The sequence below is a fragment of the Streptomyces sp. NBC_00207 genome, assembly GCF_045160965.1.
Taxonomy (GTDB): domain Bacteria; phylum Actinomycetota; class Actinomycetes; order Streptomycetales; family Streptomycetaceae; genus Streptomyces.
In genome coordinates, this window is sequence record NZ_CP130715.1 from 6,187,388 (window position 1) to 6,207,915 (window position 20,528).

A 20,528-nucleotide genomic window follows, 5' to 3' on the forward strand; every position below is an offset into this window, starting at 1 on the left:
TCTCCCCAACACGCTGCAAAGGTCTGAGGCGGTACGAGGGGGCAGGGGGCGTTTACTTGTTGACCGGCCGTTACCTCGGCCACACGAGTAGACGAGCACAAGCACACGTACAGGATTGCGAGCACCGGTGCAGAAGAAGCGGTCTCGGAAGAACGGCACCGCCGCAGACGGCCCGGCCCCCGCAGGACGCCGCGTCCGCGTGCGCCGCAGGCTGGTCGTCGGCGTCGCCGTCGCCGGCCTCACCGTCCTCGCGGCAGGCACACCCGCCGTCGTCACCGCCGCGAGGGAGCTGAACGACTCCCAGCGGCTGGTCACCCTCGCGGAGCAGACCGGGCAGATCCTCACCGTCGCGCACGTCCTCGCCGACGAGCGCGACGCCGTGGTCGAGTACGCCGCCAAGGGCCGGCCCGGCGCCGCCAGGGGCGCCCTCCAGGAACGCATCCTGCGCACCGACCGGCAGATCGCCGAGGCCGCGACCGAGGTCGACGAGCCCCTCGCCGTGGCCCTCGCCCGCGTCGCGACCGTCCGTACCGAGGCCATCGACGGCAAGGGCACCCCCCTCGCCGCCCACCAGGCCTACACCGGCGTCATCACGGAACTCCTCGCCCCGGGCGACCGGCTCGCCGAGCTGACGCCGCCGCGCGCCGAGGCCGCCCTCACCACCACCCGCCCGCTCGCGCCGCTGGGCCAGGCCGTGGAACAGGCCTCGGCCACCCGCGGCCTGCTGCTCGCCGGGCTGGCCGTCCCCCGCGGCGACCAGCTCCCGGGCTCGGCCGCGGCCGACGAGCTCACCACCGCCGCCCAGCGTTCGCGCGTACGGGAACTGGCCGCCCTGGACGACTTCGCGCGGGCCGCACGGCCCGACGTGCGCCAGACCCTCACCGCCACCGTCACCGGCCCCGAGGTCAAGACGGCCGACGACTTCCTCAAGCGGCTCACCGACCGGCCCACCCTGGCCCCGGCCGACCGCAAGACCGACGGGGCAGCCGTAGGCAGCGCGCTCACCGCCCGCATCGACCGGATGCGGACCGTCGAGTCCACCCTCGCCGGCCAGCGGGCCTCCGCCCTGGCCTCCCTGCGCGACGACGACGTGACCCGGCTCGAAACCCTGGTCGCCCTGCTCGGCCTGCTGTTCCTGATCGCCGTCGGCGTCTCGACCGCGGTCGCCCGCTCGCTGACCCGGCCGCTGTCGGTCCTGCGGCGCGGCGCGGCGCGGCTGGCGACGCCGGAGGGCTCGGTGGAACCGGTGCGGTTCACCGGCCGCAACGACGAGTTCGCCGAGGTCGTGCGCCACCTGAACGCGGTGCGCGACCAGACGGTCTCCCTGCACACCCGGATCGCCGGGCTCGACGCCGACCGCCGCCGGATCATCGGCCGCAACGAGGCGCTGACCGCCAGCCGGGACGTAGTGGAGGAGGAGCTGGCGAAGCTGCGGACGGGGCTGGAGGAGCACCGCCGCGTCATGTCGACGACCTCCGTCTCGCTTTCGCTGCGGACCCTCGGCCTGGTCGAGCGCCAGCTCGCGGTCATCGAGGAGCTGGAGTCCAAGGAGCAGGACCCGGACCGGCTCGCGACCCTGTTCAAGCTCGACCACCTGGCGACCGTGATGCGCCGCCACAACGAGAACCTGCTGGTCCTGGCCGGGCAGGAGCACGGCCACGGGCAGGTGCTGCCGGTGCCGCTGGTCGACGTGATGCGGGCCGCCGTCAGCGAGATCGAGCGTTACGACCGCGTCGACCTCGCGGCGCTGCCCTCGTACACCCAGGTCGCCGGGCACGCCGCCGACGACCTCTCGCACGTGCTGGCCGAGCTGCTGGAGAACGCGACCACGTTCTCGCCGCCGGACATCAAGGTGAAGGTGTCCGGCTGGACGCTGGACTCCGGTGACGTGGTGCTGTCCGTCGTGGACGAGGGCATCGGGGTCACCGGCGACCGGCTGGAATCGCTGAACTCCCGGCTGTCCACGCCCGAGGCGTACGACGAGGAGCCCGAGGCCGAACACGGCCTGGGCCTCGGCCTGTACGTGGCCGGCCGGCTCGCGGCCCGGCACGGGGTCACCGCGGAACTGCGCGCCGGGCGGCACGGCGGGACCGAGGCCCTGGTGGTCGTCCCGGCGGCGCTGCTGCCCGCCACCCCGCCGGTCTCCCCGGTCCACACCCTGGCCATGCCGGGCGCGCCCGCGCTGCACCTGCCGGGCGTGATCGCCGAGGCCAACGAGAACACCCTCCCGCCCCGCCGCCGCGGCACCCACGCCGCCCCGGACCCCACCGAACCGGCCGCCACCGATGCCGCGGAACCGACTTCCGCCGCCCCGGCCGCCGAGGCTGCCGCGGATGCCGCCGAACCGGCCGCCCCGGCTTCGGTCGATGTCGCCGAACCGGCTGCGCTGGCTGATACCGATCTCGCTGAACCGGCCGACCTGGCTTCCGCCGAACCGGTCCTCCCGGCTTCGGTCGATGTCGCGGGATCTGCCACCCCGGCTGCGGACCCGGCGGAGCCCACCGCTCCTGAGACCGACGCCGCCACGGAGCCCGAGCTCCCGGCCGACGACGCCGCCTCGCCCGCGGAGCCCGCGGCACCGGCTGCGGCAGAGGCCGCGTTCCCCGCTTCCGAAGAGCCCGCCGTCGCGGCTCCGGCCGACTCGGAGGCGGAGTCCGCCTTCCGCGTGCCCGCCACCGCGGTGGCCCCGGTGACCCTGGCCGAGGCCCTCGCCGGCCCCGCCATCCCGGCCGAGGCCGCGGAGTCGACCGCCGACGCGCAGGCCCCGCTGCCGGCTGCCGCCGAAGCCGGACTGCCCCCGGCAGACCAGATCTTCACCGTCGCACCCCCCGCAGGGGACGTCCCCGCGGACCAGATCTTCACGGCCGAGCCCCCGGCAGGGGACCTGGCGGAGCAGGCCTTCACGGCCGAACCCCCCGCAGGGGACCTGGCGGACCAGGTTTTCACGGCCGAGCCCCCCGCAGGGGACGTCCCCGCGGACCAGATCTTCACGGCCGAGCCTCCCGCAGGGGACCTGGCGGAGCAGGACTTCACCGCCGAGCCCCCCGCAGGGGACCCGCACAGGCATGCCCCCGCCGAAGGCAACTGGCTTCCCCGTCAGGGCAGCCACCCCGCCGACACCGCCGACGCCGTCACCGACAAGGGCCTGCCGAAGCGGACCCCGCGCACCGTCACCGCCGGGCGCGCGGAGGACGTACGGCCGCCCGAGCCGCCCCGCCGGATCGACGCCGACGAACTCCGGCGCCGGCTCGGCGGTTTCTACCAGGGAGCCCAGGACGGGCGGCGCGTCGTCGCCGCCGAGCTCGCCCAGGAGCACGCGCAGGACCAGGGGCAGGGACACAGCAAGACCGACCAGGGGGACACCGCACAGGAGGCACGCACATGACCGCGCCCAGTACGTACGGACTGAGCACCCAGGCCCGCAACCTGCAGTGGCTGCTGACCGACCTGGTCGAGGAGGTGCCCGGCGTCAACTCCGTCGCCGTCGTCTCCTCGGACGGGCTGCTGCTCCTGTCCTCGGAACCGGCGACGGGCGGCGCGGGCGAGCCAGCGGCCAACGCCAGGCCGAAGGGCCCGCGCGGGGCGTCCGCCGACCTCGCCACCATCGTGTCCGGCCTCGGCAGCCTCACCACCGGCGCCGCCGCCCTCATGGAGACCGGCGCGGTCAAGCAGACCATGGTGGCGATGGAGCACGGCTCCGTCTTCGTCATGGCCATCAGCGACGGCTCACTGCTGGGCGTGCACGCCACCCCCGACTGCGACATGAGCGTCGTCGCCTACCACATGGCCCTGTTCGTCGGCCGTGCCGGCCACGTCCTGACCCCCGAAGTCCGCAGCGAGCTGCGCCAGTCGATGGAGAACACCCCGTGAGGAGTACGGCCTCCGACCGGCTGCCGATACGCGGCGCCGACCGCCGCCCCGCCCGCGTCCGCCCGTACTCCCTCACGGGCGGCCGCACCCGGTTCACGCAGGTCCTGAACGTCGAGACCTTCGTCGCCGCTCTGGACACCAAGGTGTCGCAGCCGCGGAAGCCCGACCGCATGCCCGAGATGCCCGCCATCGTCGAGGTCTGCCGTCGCATGCGCACGATCGCCGAGATAGCCGCGCTGCTGAAGCTGCCGCTCGGTGTGGTCCGCGTGCTCGTCAGCGACCTCGCGGACCAGGGCCGGGTCCGGGTCTACGGGACCGGCCACGGTACGGGCCGCCCCGAACGCGCGCTGCTCGAAAGGGTGCTCAGTGGTCTCCGCCGTCTCTGATCAGCCGATGCCGCCGGCCGTGGACGACGAGCCCGTCCAGCCCTGGCAGTACGACCGCTCCCGCGCCCCCGTCGCCGTCAAAGTGCTGGTCGCGGGCGGTTTCGGCGTCGGCAAGACCACCTTCGTCTCCTCCGTCTCCGAGATCACCCCGCTGCGCACCGAGGCGGTGATGACCCAGGCCAGCGTCCCGACCGACGACCTGTCCGGCACCCCGGACAAGAACACCACCACCGTCGCCATGGACTTCGGCCGCGTCACCCTCGACGACGACCTCGTGCTCTACGTGTACGGGACCCCGGGCCAGGAGCGGTTCTGGTTCATGTGGGACGACCTGGTGCGCGGGGCCATCGGCGGGCTCGTGCTGGCCGACACCCGCCGGCTGCGCGACTGCTTCCCGGCCCTCGACTACTTCGAGACCTGCGGGCTCCCGTACGCCGTCGCCGTCAACCACTTCGACGGCTCGCAGTCGTACGAGCCCGAGGACGTGCGCGAGGCGCTGAGCGTTCCGGCCCACGTGCCCGTCGTGATCATGGACGCGAGGCGCCGGCACACCGTGATCGAGTCCCTGCTGGCCCTGGTGGGCCACGCCCTCGACACCACTCCCGAATAGCCCGCAGACCCGTGGACCCGCAGACCTGCAGACCCGCAGGCCTGTGGGCCCGCACGCCCGTATCCCGTAGACCCGAATCGAGAACGTGAGATGCGCAAGATACTCGTCGTGGGAGCCGGCCAGTCCGGTCTCCAGCTCGCCCTCGGCCTCCAGGCGAAGGGGTACGAGGTCACCCTCATGTCCAACCGGACGGCGGACGAGATCCGCACCGGCCGGGTCATGTCGACGCAGTGCATGTTCGACTCGGCGCTCCGGCACGAGCGCGACCTCCAGATCAACTTCTGGGAGCAGCAGGCCCCGAAGATCGAGGGCCTCGGAGTCTCCGTCGCCGCCCCCGACGCGGGCCGCGCCATCGACTGGCTGGGCCGCCTCAAGGGGTACGCGCAGTCCGTCGACCAGCGCGTGAAGATGGCCGGCTGGCTGGACACCTTCGCGCAGCGCGGCGGGCAGCTCGTCATCCACGGCGCGTCCGTCGCCGACCTCGACTACTTCTCCCGTACGTACGACCTGGTGCTGGTCGCCGCCGGCAAGGGCGAGCTGGTGTCGATGTTCGGGCGGGACGCGGCGCGGTCCCCGTACGACGCCCCGCAGCGCGCGCTGGCCGTCTCGTACGTGCACGGGCTCGGGCCGCGCGCCGAGCACCCGGACACGGAGGCCGTGCGCTGCAACCTGGTCCCGGGCGTGGGCGAGCTGTTCGTGATGCCGACCCTGACCACCTCGGGCCGGGCGGACATCCTGTTCTGGGAGGGCCTCCCGGGCGGTCCGCTGGACGTCTTCAAGGGGGTCACGGACCCGGCGGAGCACCTGGCGCTCACGCTGGAGCTGATGGAGAAGTTCACGCCGTGGGAGTACGCCCGGGCGACGAAGGTGGAGCTGACGGACGCGGGCGGGACCCTGGCCGGGCGTTACGCGCCGGTGGTCCGCAACCCGATCGGGCGGCTGCCCGGCGGCGGGCTGGTGCTGGGCGTCGCCGACGTGGTCGTCGCCAACGATCCGATCACCGGGCAGGGCTCGAACTCCGCCGCCAAGTGCGCGGCCTCGTACCTCTCCTCGATCCTGATGCACGGGGACAACCCGTTCGACGAGGCGTGGATGAAGGCGACCTTCGACAAGTACTGGTTCACCACGGGCAAGCCGGTGACCCAGTGGACGAACGCCATGCTGGGCGTCCCGCCGGAGCACGTGTTCAACCTGATCGGCGCGGCCGGGCAGCTGCAGCCGGTGGCGGATCGATTCGCCAACGGCTTCGACAACCCGGCCGACTTCGACGCGTACTTCTACGACCCCGAGGACGCGGCGGACTACGTGGCCGAGGTCGCCTCGTCGGTCGCCGCATCCTCGGCGGGCGCCTCCTCGGACGAGTAACCGGCGTCCCCGTCCCCAGCCGTGCCGGTCGCGTCCGCCCCGGGCAGCGGCGGGGGAGTGAACTCGGCGAGCGGCGTGCCGCCGGGGTCCGGGCGTACGGCGCCGAGCAGCGGATTCGCGGCGAGGGGCGAGACCTTCACCTTCGCCCCCGGCCGCGGCGCCTGGATCACCTTGCCCTCGCCCACGTACAGGGCCACGTGCGTGGCCTTGGGGAAGTAGACCACCAGGTCCCCGGGGCGGAGCTGGTCCAGCGGCACCTTCGGCAGCTGCGCCCACTGCTCCTGGCTGGTCCGCGGGATGCTGCGCCCGGCGTGCGCCCAGGCCTGCGAGGTGAGCCCGGAGCAGTCGAAGGACCCCGGGCCCTCGGCGCCCCAGACGTACGGTTTGCCGATCTGCGCCGCCGCATAGGTGAGGGCGGCGCCGCCGGCCGCGGTCGGGGTGCCGGTGCGGGCGGGGAGCCGGCCGGAGTCCAGCAGATCGCGCTGCGCGGCCGCGGTGTTCTTGTCCTCCTGCGCGCCGAGCCGTGTGAGCTGCTCCGGAGTCAGTGAGGCGAGCACCCGCTCGACCTCCTTGAGCTGCGCCGCGACCTCATCCTGGTGGAGCTTCTGCCGCGCCGCCAGGGTCTGCCGGGTGTCCAGGGCCTTGCGGGCCCGGACGGCGAGCTCGTCGGCCTTCTTCTCGCCGCGCGCGAGCCGGCGGAGCACACCGGCCCGCCGCGCGCCCTCGCGGGCGGTGAGCCGACGCTGGTCCAGGGCCGCCTGGGGAGTGCCGGCGAGCAGCATCCGTGCGTAGGGGGACAGGCCCCGGGTGCCCTGGTACTGCTCCCGGGCCAGCCGCCCGACGAGGGCCCTCTCGGAGTCGAGGGCGGTACGGGCCCGGCCGAGGTCGGCGGTGCGCTGCCGCTCCTCCTCCTGGCCGGCCTTGAGGGCGACTTCGGTGGCGTTGTACGCCTCGGTGGCCTCCTCGGCCTTCTGGTAGAGCCCCTGCAGACGGGTGAGCAGGACCCCGACGGACTCCGCCTCGGGGCGGGCGGGCTCGGCCCCGGCATGCGGGACCGGTCCGGCGACGAGGAGCGCCGCGGCGATGCAGACGGCGCGAAGCGGCCGATGTGACATGGGATCACCTCCGAGGCGCCCGATGCTGCCACGGCCGGTATGACAAATCGCCCAACGGTGTCGGCCGGTCGCGGGGCGCCACCCGGTTGGCGCAGGGCCCGCGGTGGCCCGCGCCGGTCTCCGGCGGCCGCCCCGGCCCCGGCGTCCGGGCGCCGCACCGCGAAGAGCCCGGCCGCGACGCGCCCGCGCGGCGTCAGTCGCGCAACAGGCGGGCCTTGGCCGCAGTGAACTCCTGCGGGGTCAGCAGGCCCTCGCGGGCGAGGTCGGCCAGTTGCCGGAGCTCCGCCACCAGAGGGGTCGGCGCGGGCGAGGTCGTCGTCGGGGCGGCCGTCCCCCCGTATCCCCCCTCGTCCTCCGGCCCGGGTTCGGCCTCAGGCTCAGGCATCGGCTCCGGTTCCGGTTCCGCCGGAGCCTGCGCAGCCTGGACGGCCCGCGCCAGCAGGCCCCGGCGTGGCGGTTCCACCGGGCCCACCGCGCCCGTCGTGTCCTCCGCCGCCCCGGCCGCCCGCGCCAGCAGGCCCCGTAGCAGCGGGCGGCCCGCCGGGCGCTGGGCCGGGCGGACCGTCGCGCCCACGGGCCGGATGAACATCAGGCCACCCCCGCCCGGGGGTCCGCCGGGATCCGGTCCGGCGGGATGCGGACCGAGCCGACGATCCGTCCGCCCGCCGCCCGTACGGCGACCGCCGCGTCCTCGGCCCACACGTGCTCGACCACCAGCAGCAGCGCGCAGCTCCCGCGCTCCAGCAGCCCCGCCGCCTCCTGTACGTCCTCCGGTCCGATGAGCCGTGCGACGTCCCGCCCCGTCAGCAGGCCGTGCAGCTCCACGAACTCGTCGAACTCGGCCGCGAGCACGTCGCCCGAGGCGGTCCTCGTCGCCACGAGCCCGTCGATCAGCCGGACCACCCCCGTCTTGCGCAGCCCCATCACGGCCTCGATCGCAGGAACCCGCAACTGCTCCTCGGGGAAGGCGAGGACGATGAATTCCACGGGTCCCATACGCCTCGGCTCCTCACGTGTGACCGTTTTTGACGACTCTTCGGCACACTATGACATAAGCGGACATACCATCCGTCTGCTTGCTACGTTTCGCGTATGACCGCTCTGACGGCGAAGGTGACGGAGCCCGCGCCCCCGCCCCCCGACGCCGGCGCCCCCAAGCGCCGCGGCGTCGAGCTGACGCTCCTCGCCGGCGCCGTCCTGGTCTCCGTCATCGGCCACCTCTACGTCGGCCTCGCCACCACCGGCCACGTCCCCCGCCTCGCCGGCCGGTACGCCACCGGGCTCGCCGCCGCCGCGCTGCTCGCGCACCTCGCCGTCCGCTTCAGGGCCCCGTACGCCGACCCGCTCGTGCTGCCGATCGCCGTCCTGCTCAACGGGCTCGGTCTGGTCCTCATCCAGCGCCTCGACGCGACCACCCCCGGCCACCTCACCGCCGGGGACCAGCTCCGCTGGTCCGCCCTCGGGATGGCGCTCTTCGTCCTCGTCGTCGCGCTGCTCCGCGACCACCGCGTGCTGCAGCGCTACGCCTACCTGTCGGTGGCCGCAGCCCTCGTGCTGATGCTGGTCCCCGTCTTCTTTCCCGCGGTCAACGGTGCGCACATCTGGATCCGGTTCGCCGGACTCTCCTTCCAGCCGGGGGAGTTCGCCAAGATCCTGCTCGCCGTCTTCTTCGCCGCCTACCTCGCCGCGAACCGCACCGCCCTCGCCCTCACCGGCCGCCGGCTCTTCTGGAAGCTGCGCCTGCTCCCGGGCCGCGTCCTCGGTCCGATCCTCACGATCTGGCTGCTCAGCGTCGGCCTGCTCGTCCTGGAACGGGACCTGGGGACCTCGCTGCTGTTCTTCGGACTCTTCGTGATCATGCTGTTCACCGCCACCGGGCGGATCGGCTGGATCGCGATCGGACTGCTGCTCGCCGCCCTCGGCGCGTACGCCGTCGGGACGTTCGAACCGCACGTGCACAGCCGCGTCGACGACTGGCTGAATCCTTTCGCCTCCATCGACCGCGGCGAAGGCCCCGGCCAGCTCGCCCAGTCCCTCTTCGCCTTCGCCGCCGGCGGCCTGCTCGGCGCCGGGCTCGGCCACGGCCACTCCTTCCTCATCGGCTTCGCCGCCAAGTCGGACTTCATCCTCGCCACCGCCGGCGAGGAGCTCGGCCTCGTCGGCCTCGCCGCGATCCTGCTCCTCTACGGACTCCTCGTCGCCCGCGGCTTCCGCGCCGGCCTCGCGCTGCGCGACCCCTTCGGCCGACTGCTCGCCACCGGGCTCGCCTCGATCGTCGCCCTCCAGGTCTTCGTCATCGCGGGCGGAGTCACCGGGCTGATCCCCCTCACCGGCATGGCCATGCCCTTCCTCGCCCAGGGCGGCTCCTCCGTCGTCACCAACTGGATCATCGTCGCGCTGCTGGTCCGGCTGAGCGACAGCGCACGCAGGCCCCGCCCCGCCGACGAGGGGGTCCAGTGATCCGCTACATCCGCTGGTGCGCGTACTTCTGTGCGCTGCTGCTCGTCGCCCTGCTGGTCAACATCGCCCGCGTACAGGTCTGGGAGTCCGCCGCCTACGGCGCGAACCCGGCCAACAAACGCCCCGCCATCGAGCGCTACGCGAAGCCGCGCGGGGACGTCCTGGTCGACGGGCGGCCCGTCACCGGCTCCCGCGACAGCGGCCAGCTGCTGCGCTACGAACGCACCTACACGAACGGCCCGCTCTACGCGCCCGTCACCGGCTTCTCCTCCCAGACGTACGGGACCAGCTTCGTGGAGCGCGCCGAGGACGCGGTCCTGTCGGGCACGGACCCCGGCCTTTCCGCCTTCCCGCTCTGGTACGACCTGGCCCGCGGCCGCCCGGCCGGCGGGAACGCCGCCACCACCGTCCGCTCCGGCATGCAGCTGGCCGCGTACGCCGGGCTCGCGGGCAAGCGCGGGGCGGTCGCCGCCGTCGAGCCGGCCACCGGGAGGATCCTCGCGCTGGTCAGCAGCCCCTCGTACGATCCGGCGGAGCTGTCCGGGACGGGCACGCGGGTGAAGGCGGCCTGGGCGCGGCTGAACGCGGACCCGGCCAGGCCCATGCTCAACCGGGCCCTGCGCGAGACGTACCCGCCCGGCTCCACCTTCAAGATCGTGACGGCGGCGGCCGCCCTCGACGCGGGCGTGGTCACCGACGTGGACGCGCCGACCGAGACCCCCGACCCGTACCCCCTCCCCGGCACCAGCACCCTCCTGCCGAACGCGGGCACGGGCTGCCAGGACGCCTCGATGGCGGACGCCGTGCAGTGGTCGTGCAACACGGTGATGGCGAAGATCGGCGTACAGGTCGGGCTGCGCGGGATGGTGGAGGCGGCCCGCCGCTTCGGATTCAACGGGGAGGCGCTGCGGGTGCCCTCCTGGGTGTCCCGGTCGAACTTCGACACCGACATGAGCCAGGACCAGCTGGCCCTGTCCTCCATCGGGCAGTTCAACACCCGGGCCACGCCCCTGCAGATGGCGATGGTGGCGGCGGCCGTCGCCAACGGCGGCGAGCTCAAGGCGCCCTACCTGGTGGAACGCACCACCCAGGACGACGGCTCCCCGGTCCGGCGCGGGGACCAGCGCAGCCTGGGCCGGGCGATGAACCCGGCCACCGCACTGCGGATGCAGGAACTGATGGTGAAGGTGGTGGAGAACGGGACGGGCCGGAACGCGGCGATCCCGGGCGCGGTCGTCGGCGGCAAGACCGGCACCGCACAGCACGGAGTCGGCAACGCCGGTACCCCGTACGCCTGGTTCATCTCCTGGGCCAAGGCCGAGGGCACGCCGCTGCCGGCGGTCGCGGTGGCGGTGGTGGTCGAGGACGCGGCGGCGGACCGGGGCGACATCAGCGGCAACAGCGCGGCCGCGCCGATCGCGCGGGCGGTGATGGAGGCGGCGCTGGCCGCGGGCACATGATCCCCGCGGGCCCCGGACGGCCGGTCGGTTCAACGGGGGCGGGCGGCGTGAGGGGTCTCGCGATGATGTTGGCTCCGGGAACCGTTCGGGCCCTTCCTCACCTCTGCCGCGGGGGTGTGGTGCGCCCGCCGGCCCTGCCCCGTCTCTCTCAGATCCTGCCGGGTCGGGTGTGTGCCGGGGCGCTCCCCGCAGGGCGTCGAACGCAAGGTGCCTCGGCCCGCCGACCCCCCGACACGTTCGGCGCCCGAGGAGACGCCCCGGCGCGCGCCCGGCCCCCTGGCAACGGGCCCCCGGGCCGCGGCCCCCGACCCGGCCCCGGCCCCGCCCCCCGGTGATCCGCAGCCCTAGCCGGAGGCGCCATCGGCGCCCTCCCGCACCGTCGCCTCGACCTCCGCCACCCGCCGCGCCTCCTCGGCCGCGAACCGCTCCCGGTCCAGGACCTCGGCGATCTCCTCGTCCTGGCTCATCAGCAGGTCCAGATTGGAGTCGCCCATCTCGAAGACGCCCATGTCCACGTAGGCCCGCTGGAGCCGCTCACCCCACAGCCCGATGTCCTTCACGCACGGCACGATCCGGCTGAACAGCAGCTTCCGGAAGAGGTGCAGGAACTCCGACTGCTCGCTGAACTGCTCCGCCTCCTTCCTCGGGATGCCGAAGTTCTCCAGCACCTCCACCCCGCGCAGCCGGTCCCGCATCAGGTAGCAGCCCTCGATCACGAACTCCTCGCGCTCGCGCAGTTCGGCATCCGTCAGCTGCCTGTAGTAGTCCCGCAGCGCCATCCGCCCGAAGGCCACGTGCCGGGCCTCGTCCTGCATCACGTACGCCAGGATCTGCTTCGGCAGCGGCTTGTCCGTCGTGTCGCGGATCATGCCGAACGCGGCCAGCGCCAGCCCCTCGATGAGCACCTGCATGCCCAGGTACGGCATGTCCCAGCGGGAGTCGCGCAGGGTGTCGCCCAGCAGCCCCTGGAGGCTGTCGTTGATCGGGTACAGCATCCCGACCTTCTCGTGCAGGAACCGCCCGAAGACCTCGGCGTGCCGGGCCTCGTCCATGGTCTGCGTCGCTGAGTAGAACTTCGCGTCCAGGTCCGGCACCGACTCCACGATGCGGGCCGCGCACACCATCGCGCCCTGTTCGCCGTGCAGGAACTGGCTGAAGTTCCAGGCGGCGTAGTGCCGGCGCAGTTCGCCCTTGTCCTGCTCGGTGAGCTTGGCCCAGTGCCGCGTGCCGTAGAGCGTCAGCGCCTCGTCGGGGGTGCCGAGCGGATCGTGCGGGTCCACCTCGATGTCCCAGTCGATGCGCTTTGCGCCGTCCCACTGTTTGTCCTTGCCCTTCTGGTAGAGGGCGAGGAGCCGCTCGCGGCCGTCGTCGTACTCCCAGCTGAAGCGGGCGGAGCCGGCGGCGGGGACCTGCCAGACGGCTTCGCCCGGGTTCTCGGTGTAGAGCTCGTGCGTCGACACTGACGCCCCCTCGTCTCACGTACTGCCGTGCGGGACCGGATGGTTGGCAGGGTCACACGTTGGTAGACACGGGGTCAACAAGTCGTGCGCGGGGGATTGACGACCTTGCTGACAGGCAGTCTCATAAGAGGCGACCGCCGGTAACTCGACCACGAGGTGTCCGAATCCATGACGACCGTGACCGAACGAGCCGCGCTCAGGGACGCCCTCGGCCTGCTGAAGGACCGGGAGCAGATCGCCGAGCGACTGCTCGAATCCTCGGCCAAGCACTCCTTCGACCCCGACAAGGAACTCGACTGGGACGCCCCCACGATCGAGGGCAAGTACTACTGGCCGCCCGAACTGCTCTCCCTCTACGACACCCCGCTGTGGAAGAAGATGGGGGAGGAGCAGCGCATCGACCTCTCCCGGCACGAGGCGGCGGCGCTCGGCTCGCTCGGCATCTGGTTCGAGATCATCCTGATGCAGCTGATGGTCCGGCACATCTACGACAAGTCCCTGACCAGCAATCACGTGCGCTACGCACTCACCGAGATCGCCGACGAGTGCCGCCACTCGATGATGTTCGCCCGCATGATCAAGCAGAGCGGCAGCCCCGAGTACCCGGTCTCCCGCCTCAACCACAACCTCGCCCGGATCCTGAAGACCGTCTCCACCACCCCCGGCTCCTTCGCCTGCACCCTCCTCGGCGAGGAGATACTCGACTGGATGCAGCGCCTGACCTTCCCGGACGAGCGCGTCCAGCCGCTGGTCCGCGGGGTCACCCGGATCCACGTCATCGAAGAGGCCCGGCACGTCCGGTACGCCCGCGAGGAACTGCGCCGCCAGATGCTGACGGCCCCGCGCTGGGAGCAGGAGCTCACCCGGATCAGCTGCGGCGAGGCCGCCCGCGTCTTCTCCCTCGCCTTCGTGAACCCGGCCGTCTACGACAACGTCGGCCTGGACCGCCGCGAGGCCGTCGCCCAGGTCAGGGCGAGCGGCCACCGCCGCGAGGTCATGCAGACCGGCGCCAAGCGGCTCACCGACTTCCTCGACGACATCGGCGTCCTGCGCGGGGTCGGCCGGAAGCTGTGGAAGAGCTCCGGACTCCTGGCCTAGGCCCTGTCCTGGCATCGCGCGGCCGCGGAGATCGCCCGGGCAGGGCCCGGGCGGCCGACGTCGGGCTACCCTGCGGTCATGACCGTACGCGCCTACCGCAGGCTCAGCGTCGAGGAGCGGCGAGCCCAACTCCTCGACGCGGCCCTCTCGCTGTTCGCGCACCGGGCGCCGGAGGAGGTCTCGCTCGACGACGTCGCCGAGGCCGCCGGGGTCTCGCGCCCGCTCGTCTACCGCTACTTCCCGGGCGGCAAACAGCAGCTCTACGAAGCCGCCCTCCGCTCGGCGGCGGACGTCCTCGAACTCTGCTTCGCCGAACCCCAGCAGGGTCCCCTGACCCAGCGCCTGGCCCGGGCCCTCGACCGCTACCTCGCCTTCGTCGACGAACACGACGCCGGCTTCGCCGCCCTCCTCCAGGGCGGCAGCGTCGTGGAGACCTCCCGCACCACGGCGACGGTGGACGGCATCCGCCGGGCCGCGGCGGACCAGATCCTCGTCCACCTGGGCGTCCCGTCCCCCGGCCCCCGGCTCCGCATGATGGTCCGTACGTGGATCACGGCGGTCGAGGCGGCCTCCCTGATATGGATCGACGAGGGCAAACAGCCGGAGGTCGACCGGCTCCGGGACTGGCTGCTGGACCAGTTCATCGCCCTGCTGACGGCCACCGCGGCCACCGACCCCGAAACCGCGGCGGCCGCCCGGGCCGCGCTCGCCCTGGAATCGGCGGACGGCCCGGTCGGGGTCCTGGCCCGCCGCGTGATCCCGGTGGTCTCCGAGGCCGCCCACCTGCTGTGACACTGGTGGGGTGAGAAGCCAACCGACCCCCTTCGAGGGCGGCCCGATGGACGGCCGGGTCCTCCCGATCCTCCTCGGCACGACCGGCCACCCCCCGAAGTGGTACGAGATCCCCGTCCCGACGCCCGACGGCCCGCCGACGGTGCTGCTGTACGAACGCGTCCCCGCGGGCTACTCCAAGCGCCTGGGCCTCCAGAAGGGATGGAAGTACGAATTCCGCCCGACGGGCCAGAAGCCGAAGCCCCGCTGGCCCTGGACGAAGACCCCCCGAACCTGACGGTGGCCTCGCCGGCGGCACGCGCTCCCCACGGGGACGGGTGTGTGTCGGGGCGCCGGTGGCCTCGCCGGCCGAAACGCAGCGGCCATAGGGGCGGCACGCCTGCCCCCTCCCCGCCAGCCGCTCCCCATGGGGACGGGTGTGTGTCGGGGCGCTCCCCGCAGGGCGTCGAACGCAAGGTGCCCCGGCCCGCCGACCCCCCGCCACGTTCGGCGCCCGAGGAGACGCCCCGGCGCGCGCCCGGCCCAGGCCGCCTGCGGACGCACCCGCCAGGGGAGCCGCACCCGCGGGCCGAGCCCCCGCCAGGGGAACCGCACCCGCCCGCCGAACTTCGGCCAGCAACCCGCCAGGGGAGCCAAACCCACCCGCCAAGCCTCCGGCTAGGAGCCCGGCAGGGAGAGGACCGCCAGGCCCCCGCCGCCCTCCGCCCGGCGGAACTCCAGCCGTGCGCCGATCGCCGTCGCCTGCCCGACCGCGATCGTCAGTCCCAGCCCGTGGCCCTTGCCGCCGCCGCTGCGGAAGCGCTGCGGGCCGTGTGCCAGGAGGTAGTCGGGGAAGCCGTCGCCGTGGTCCCGTACGGTCACCACCGGCCCGTCCACCGTCAAGACCACCGGCGGCCGGCCGTGCCGGTGGGCGTTGGCCACCAGGTTCCCCAACACCCGTTCCAGCCTGCGCCGGTCCGTCTCCACATGGGAGTCCCGGACGATCACCACCTCGGTGTCCGTCCCCGATGCCCGCACCACCCGCCCGGCCAGCCGCCCCAGCTGGTGCAGATCGGTCTCCACCGCCTCGCTGCCCGAGTCCAGCCGGGAGATCTCCAGCAGGTCCTCCGTCAGCTGCCGCATCGTCCGTACCCGCTCGCGCACCAGCTCCGTCGGCCGGCTCTCCGGCAACAGCTCCGACGCCGCCTGCAACCCCGTCAGCGGCGTGCGCAGCTCGTGCGCCACGTCCGCCGTGAACCGCCGCTCGCTCTCCAGCTTCGACTGCAGGCTCCCCGCCATCGTGTCCAGCGCCCCGGCCACCGTCGCCACCTCGTCCTGGTGCCGCGAGGGGTCCTTCGTCCGCGGGTCGTCCACCCGCGCGTCGAGGTCGCCCTGGGTGATCCGCCGCGCCACGGTCGCCGTCTGGTGCAGCCGCCGGGTCACGCGGGTCACCGCGAACGCGCCGACCAGCAGCGTTCCGCCGATCGCCAGCACGGACGAGCCGATGATCGCGTGGTCGAGCCCGCTGATCGTGCGCGCGCTCTGCCCGTAGTCGACGGCGGTCGCCAGCGCCCGGCCGTCCGCCGGCGCGGCCGCCCACATCAGGGCGCGGCCCTGGTGGTCGGCCACGACCGTCCCCCGCTGCCCGCTGAGGGCGAGCGCCCGCAGCTCCGGCGGCAGCCCCGCGGGATCCAGCCCGGCGTCGCGCGGCAGGGCCTCGCCCGCCTCGTACGCGCGCGAGACGTCGTGCAGTTTGCCGAGCGCCTTCTCGCGCGCCGTGGCCACCGTCTGCCGGGTCACCTCCACGTGTACGAGCACACCCAGCACGGCGGCCAGCGAGCAGCACATCACCACGATGAAACACGCCGACTTCCAGGTCAGCGTGGCCGTCCAGGCGGGCAGCTTCGGTCGCGGCGCCGCCTTCGGCTCCGGCTTCGGTCTCGGCTCCGCCTTCGGCCTCGGCTCCCGCTCCGCCTTCGATCTCATGGCCGGACCGGCGCGGGGCCGGGCCCGCGGCTCGCCGGGCCCTGCGGACCCGAGGGCACCCGCACGATCTGCTCGCGCGTCGGCAGCATGGTGAGCTGCTTCTCGTCCCAGGACCAGGCGGTGATCAGCTCGTAGCCGCGGTTCCCGCTGGGCACCCGCAGGACCACGTCCCGCCCGGCCAGTTCCACCGAGACGACGGTCTCCGTGGTCGCCATGATCCGGTTGAGCCGTCCGTCGGGATCCGCGGTGTACACCCGTACGGACATCATCTTGTCGGGGAGCTCGATGCCGACGATCAGCTCGTCCTTGCCGTTGCCCGTGAGGTCCCGGTAGTACGGCGTCAGCACCGGGCACACCGCGGCCTCCGCCTCCGCCTCCGCGTCCTCGCCCTCGTCCTTCCCGCAGGACCTGATCGCGGCCGCGGTCTCGGGCGGCATCCCGTCGGCACCGACGCCGGTGTTCGGGTGGGCCCGCAGCTCCGCCTGGACGAGGGCCACCGGGTCGACGCCGTGCACGTCCTGGTCGTGGACGGGCGGGATCCCCTTGACGTACTCGGGCGGGGCCCCACCCGGATCGGCAGGCGGTACGGACGCCCCCGCGCGGTCGGGCCACAGGTGGACGGGCCCGCTCGCGGTCGGCGTGGCGCCGGCGCCGACCAGCCCGCCGGTGTCGCCGCAGCCCGCCAGCAGCGGAAGCAGGGCCAGGGCCGGCAAGGCGCGGAACGGGGAAGGGAAAGGGAACGGGAACCGGCGGGACGTGCGATGACTGCTCACAACTTCCCGTGCCTTCCTGTCCGCGCTACGACGACGGCCGATCTCGTCAACCATATGCGGAGGTACACCCCTTTTGGGATGTCAGCTGTCCGTGCGCCCACGGCGCAGCATCGCGAAGCCGAGCCCGGCGGCGCCGACGGCCGCGATCCCGCCGCCGGCCGCCAGCAGCAGCACACCGTCGCCCGGCCCGTCGGCCAGCGTGCTCAGGCGCGGCGCGTCGGCGGGCCGGGAGGCGAGGTCGCGGAGGCGGCCCGTCGCCGGCTGCTGCGGAGCCGAGGCGGGGAGCACGTGCCCGCTGCGCGTACCGGTCTTGTGCCCGTCGCCCGCGACGGCGTGCCCGCCGCCCTGCGCGGCGTTGTCACCGACCCAGGAGGTCAGCCGCCCGGTGGAGTCCAGCGCCGCGTGCAGGTCCCCGGCCGAGGCGAAATCGGTGATCCCGTCACGGCTGGTCAGGGTGGCCGCCCTGGCGCCGTCGGCGGTCAGGATCTCGGCCTGGTACGCGCCCTTGGCGATGAGGTAGACCCTCGCCGTGGACTCGTCGTCCGCGAGGGACAGGCTCTTGACCAGGACCCGCGACGGGGCCGCGGAGTGCGCGGACGAGGCCGCCGGCACCCCTTCGGCCAGCGCGGCGGCGGTCGGCAGCGCCAGCAGACTTGCGGCACATGCGGTCACGGCGGAGGCGCGAACGAGGGTGCGGCGGCTGACGGTGCTCACGGGAAGCCCTTCGGTGCTGGTCAGGACCTGGCGCGTCCAGGTGGGACAAACGTAGGCGTCGGCCGTTGCGGCCGAGCCCCGGACGTGTAACAGCGAAGTCGCAACGTTCCGTCGGAGTCGTTACACAACCGAGGGATTGTGGTGCGGCGTTCCGGCTGCTCCCATGGACGGCGGGGGGTGAGGGCGATGCGCGGACTCAAGGTATTGCCGAGCGGCCGGCCCGGCCGCGGCCGGCTGTACGTCAACCTGCCCGACGGGCAGGCGGTTGCCTGGTACGACCGGCAGGCCAACCGGATCAGCGTGCTCGCGGACGACCACCGCGAGGCGATCCTGGCGGTGCTGCGCCCCTATCTGAGCGGGACCGTCTCGATCGGCCCGCCCCCGGTCCCGACGGCGGCCGGCTTACGGAGGCTCGCCCTCCCGCCGGACGCGGACCTGGCCCCGAACCGCCCGGGCGAGACCCTGCTGGGCGAGCTGGAACACGGCTCGGCGGGCACCCGTGCCCGGCACCGGCTGCGCCAGGACCTCGCCGCGCAGCAGCGGATGGGCGACGCCTTCGACGCCTTGGAGCCGGACGGCTGGCGGACCCTGCACTGCGTTCCGCTCCCGGGCCTCGGCAGCATCGACCACCTGCTCATCGGCCCGGCCGGCATCTTCTGCGTGCGTACGATCCCGGGCCGGCGCCAGCGCGCGGCGGTCGGCGACCTCCTGCTCACGGTGGGCCGCGCCGAACCCCGCCCGGACCCCCGCTGGATCCGCCGCGCGGCGGCCCGCGCGTCCCTGGCCCTGACCGCCCGGGTCACCCCGGCCCTGGCCCTGGTCGACGCCTCCCGCATCGACAAGGCCCCCACGGTCCGCGACATCCGCATCCTCCATCCCCCCACGGCCACCCCGGACCTCACGGGATCCCCCACCACCCTCAAACCCCCGGAAATCGAATCCCTCTTCGCCCAGGCCCGCGACACGAGAACCTGGCTACCCCCACACACCACCTGAACCAATCCAGCCCGGCCGGCGCTTGAAGCGCACGCCACCGGGCCACGCGCCCCGACTGGGCTTGCCGCACCTCACCGCGGCTGCGCGCCCCGACTGGGCCGCGCAAATCCAGCCCCGCCCGCGTTTGAGGCGCACCCCACCGGGGTCGCGCGCTCCGACTGGGCTTGCCGCACCTCACCGCGGCGGCGCGCTCCGACTGGGCCGTACAAATCCAGCCCCGCCGGCGTTTGAGGCGCACCCCACCGGGGTCGCGCGATGCAGCGGGGCCGCACGAGACCAGCCTCGCCGGCGTCTGAGGCGCGGGGCCCGCCCCCGCCCCCTCAGGCGGAGGACCGCTTGCGCGGCGTCGCCGCCTTCTTCGAGGCCGCACCCGTCTTCTTCGCAGCCGCGGCCCCGGTCTTGCCCCCGGTACCACCCGAAGTCGACTTGCCCGCCGCCGACTTGCCCGTGGTCGCCTTCTTCTTCGTAGCGGCCGCCGCCGTTTTCTTCGCCGAAGCAGCCGTGGACTTCTTCCCGCCCACCGCCTTCGGCGCAGCCGCAGCCGCACCGCCGGTCCTCGCCCCCGCCCGCGCCTTGCGCCGTATCGGCGTCACCTCGGCCCCGGCCTCGCCCCCGGCACCCGCACCCGCCTCCGCCTCCGCACCCGCCTCCGCACCCGCCTCCCCCCGAGACGCCTTCGCCGCCCGCACGCTCTTCTCCAACGCCGCCATCAGGTCGATCACCTGCCCCCCGGCCGGCTCCAGCACGGCCTCCGCCGGCTCGAACCCGCCCCCGGCCTTCGCCGCGATCATCGCCTCGACGGCATCCCGGTAGTCGTCGTGCAGCGAGTCCATCTCCACCTCGCCCAGCGTCGCCATCAGCGCGTCCGCCAGGTCGAGTTCGGCCTCCCGTACGGACACGGTGACCTCGGGCGCCACCCCTTCCGGCGCCCGGATCTCGTCCGGCCACAGCAGCCCGTGCATCGCGATCACGTCGTCGACGACGCGCAGCATGCCCAGCCGCTCCCGCCCCCGCAGCGCGTACTTGGCGATCGCGACCTTCCGGCTCCGTTTCAGGGCCTCCCGCAGGAGCGTGTACGGCTTCGCAGCCGTCGCCCCGTTTGCCGCGAGGTAGTACGCCGCGTCCATCTGCAGCGGATCGATCTCGTCGGCAGGTACGAACGACATGATCTCGATCGTCTTCGCGGTCGCCAGCGGCAGCTGCGCCAGGTCCTCGTCCGTGATCGGGATGACCGACCCGTCGGCCTCCTCGTACCCCTTGCCGATCTCGGCGCTCGGCACCTCCTCGCCGTCCAGCTCGCACACCTTGCGGTAGCGGATCCGCCCGCCGTCGTCGAGGTGGATCTGGCGGAAGGAGATCGAGTGGCTCTCGGTGGCGTTCACGAGCTTGATCGGAATGCTGACCAGGCCGAAGGAGATCGCCCCGTTCCATATGGATCGCACGGTTCCTCCTGTTTCGTGGCAG

General features: G+C 73.5%; 19 protein-coding genes. 11 read left to right on the forward strand and 8 right to left on the reverse strand.

Going from position 1 to position 20,528, the window contains the following annotated elements; all coding sequences use genetic code 11:
• The first annotated feature begins 127 nt into the window (after positions 1-127).
• The 5 genes from OG472_RS29400 to OG472_RS29420 all read left to right on the forward strand — a co-directional run bounded on the left by OG472_RS29400 (position 128) and on the right by OG472_RS29420 (position 6,231).
• A complete protein-coding gene (locus tag OG472_RS29400; RefSeq protein ID WP_405831967.1) occupies positions 128-3,385 on the forward strand; it encodes a nitrate- and nitrite sensing domain-containing protein in 3,258 nt (1,085 codons plus the stop codon).
• On the forward strand, positions 3,382-3,870 hold the full coding sequence (locus OG472_RS29405) for a roadblock/LC7 domain-containing protein (RefSeq protein WP_401606531.1): 489 nt from the start codon (positions 3,382-3,384) through the stop codon (positions 3,868-3,870). Before OG472_RS29400 ends, OG472_RS29405 begins: the two co-directional genes overlap by 4 nt.
• Complete coding sequence (locus tag OG472_RS29410) at positions 3,867-4,256, forward strand: DUF742 domain-containing protein (RefSeq protein WP_401606528.1); 390 nt, start codon at positions 3,867-3,869, stop codon at positions 4,254-4,256. Before OG472_RS29405 ends, OG472_RS29410 begins: the two co-directional genes overlap by 4 nt.
• Positions 4,237-4,866 carry a GTP-binding protein gene (locus OG472_RS29415; RefSeq protein WP_401606525.1) on the forward strand — a complete coding sequence of 210 codons (630 nt, stop codon included), beginning with the start codon at positions 4,237-4,239 and terminating at the stop codon, positions 4,864-4,866. The genes OG472_RS29410 and OG472_RS29415 overlap by 20 nt, the downstream gene beginning before the upstream one ends.
• Before the next feature lie 90 nt (positions 4,867-4,956).
• On the forward strand, positions 4,957-6,231 hold the full coding sequence (locus OG472_RS29420) for a styrene monooxygenase/indole monooxygenase family protein (protein ID WP_405831970.1): 1,275 nt from the start codon (positions 4,957-4,959) through the stop codon (positions 6,229-6,231).
• On the opposite strand, the gene OG472_RS29425 is transcribed toward OG472_RS29420, so the two are convergent.
• The 3 genes from OG472_RS29425 to OG472_RS29435 all read right to left on the reverse strand — a co-directional run bounded on the left by OG472_RS29425 (position 6,168) and on the right by OG472_RS29435 (position 8,342).
• Positions 6,168-7,346 (reverse strand): NlpC/P60 family protein, encoded by a 1,179-nt coding sequence (locus tag OG472_RS29425; RefSeq protein ID WP_405831971.1) that lies wholly within the window; start codon positions 7,344-7,346, stop codon positions 6,168-6,170. The two genes, OG472_RS29420 and OG472_RS29425, sit on opposite strands and share 64 nt — an antisense overlap.
• A 193-nt stretch (positions 7,347-7,539) precedes the next feature.
• Entirely contained in the window at positions 7,540-7,935 is a 396-nt protein-coding gene (locus OG472_RS29430) for an SHOCT domain-containing protein (RefSeq protein ID WP_405831973.1), read from the reverse strand.
• Positions 7,935-8,342: a DUF6325 family protein gene (locus OG472_RS29435; RefSeq protein WP_319727316.1), complete on the reverse strand. Its 408-nt coding sequence runs from the start codon at positions 8,340-8,342 to the stop codon at positions 7,935-7,937. The genes OG472_RS29430 and OG472_RS29435 overlap by 1 nt, the downstream gene beginning before the upstream one ends.
• A 96-nt stretch (positions 8,343-8,438) precedes the next feature.
• Here OG472_RS29435 and OG472_RS29440 point away from each other — a divergent pair, with 96 nt between their 5' ends.
• A complete protein-coding gene (locus OG472_RS29440; protein WP_405942220.1) occupies positions 8,439-9,806 on the forward strand; it encodes an FtsW/RodA/SpoVE family cell cycle protein in 1,368 nt (455 codons plus the stop codon).
• Positions 9,803-11,266 (forward strand): penicillin-binding transpeptidase domain-containing protein, encoded by a 1,464-nt coding sequence (locus OG472_RS29445; protein WP_405831977.1) that lies wholly within the window; start codon positions 9,803-9,805, stop codon positions 11,264-11,266. The genes OG472_RS29440 and OG472_RS29445 overlap by 4 nt, the downstream gene beginning before the upstream one ends.
• A gap of 344 nt (positions 11,267-11,610) precedes the next feature.
• Here the strand turns inward: OG472_RS29445 and OG472_RS29450 are convergent, their stop codons facing one another.
• On the reverse strand, positions 11,611-12,726 hold the full coding sequence (locus tag OG472_RS29450) for a ferritin-like domain-containing protein (protein WP_401606507.1): 1,116 nt from the start codon (positions 12,724-12,726) through the stop codon (positions 11,611-11,613).
• Positions 12,727-12,894: 168 nt separating this feature from the next.
• On the opposite strand from OG472_RS29450, the gene OG472_RS29455 reads away from it, so the two are divergent.
• From OG472_RS29455 to OG472_RS29465, 3 genes are all read left to right on the forward strand, one after another.
• Positions 12,895-13,824 carry a diiron oxygenase gene (locus OG472_RS29455; RefSeq protein WP_401606504.1) on the forward strand — a complete coding sequence of 310 codons (930 nt, stop codon included), beginning with the start codon at positions 12,895-12,897 and terminating at the stop codon, positions 13,822-13,824.
• 78 nt (positions 13,825-13,902) lie between these two features.
• Entirely contained in the window at positions 13,903-14,616 is a 714-nt protein-coding gene (locus OG472_RS29460) for a helix-turn-helix domain-containing protein (protein ID WP_319733962.1), read from the forward strand.
• A gap of 10 nt (positions 14,617-14,626) precedes the next feature.
• Positions 14,627-14,893, forward strand: a complete 267-nt coding sequence (locus tag OG472_RS29465; RefSeq protein ID WP_401606501.1) for a hypothetical protein — start codon at positions 14,627-14,629, stop codon at positions 14,891-14,893.
• A gap of 380 nt (positions 14,894-15,273) precedes the next feature.
• Here OG472_RS29465 and OG472_RS29470 read toward each other — a convergent pair whose 3' ends face one another.
• The 3 genes from OG472_RS29470 to OG472_RS29480 all read right to left on the reverse strand — a co-directional run bounded on the left by OG472_RS29470 (position 15,274) and on the right by OG472_RS29480 (position 18,068).
• The gene (locus tag OG472_RS29470) at positions 15,274-16,581 is read right to left on the reverse strand and encodes a histidine kinase dimerization/phospho-acceptor domain-containing protein (RefSeq protein ID WP_405831979.1); all 1,308 of its coding nucleotides are present in this window, start codon (positions 16,579-16,581) and stop codon (positions 15,274-15,276) included.
• Entirely contained in the window at positions 16,578-17,294 is a 717-nt protein-coding gene (locus OG472_RS29475; RefSeq protein WP_405831980.1) for a hypothetical protein, read from the reverse strand. Before OG472_RS29475 ends, OG472_RS29470 begins: the two co-directional genes overlap by 4 nt.
• Before the next feature lie 141 nt (positions 17,295-17,435).
• Positions 17,436-18,068 carry a hypothetical protein gene (locus tag OG472_RS29480; RefSeq protein ID WP_401606492.1) on the reverse strand — a complete coding sequence of 211 codons (633 nt, stop codon included), beginning with the start codon at positions 18,066-18,068 and terminating at the stop codon, positions 17,436-17,438.
• Between the two features lie 186 nt (positions 18,069-18,254).
• On the opposite strand from OG472_RS29480, the gene OG472_RS29485 reads away from it, so the two are divergent.
• A complete protein-coding gene (locus tag OG472_RS29485; RefSeq protein ID WP_401606490.1) occupies positions 18,255-19,064 on the forward strand; it encodes a nuclease-related domain-containing protein in 810 nt (269 codons plus the stop codon).
• A 320-nt stretch (positions 19,065-19,384) separates the two neighbouring features.
• On the opposite strand, the gene OG472_RS29490 is transcribed toward OG472_RS29485, so the two are convergent.
• Positions 19,385-20,506 carry a Ku protein gene (locus tag OG472_RS29490; protein ID WP_405942221.1) on the reverse strand — a complete coding sequence of 374 codons (1,122 nt, stop codon included), beginning with the start codon at positions 20,504-20,506 and terminating at the stop codon, positions 19,385-19,387.
• Positions 20,507-20,528 lie beyond the last annotated feature (22 nt).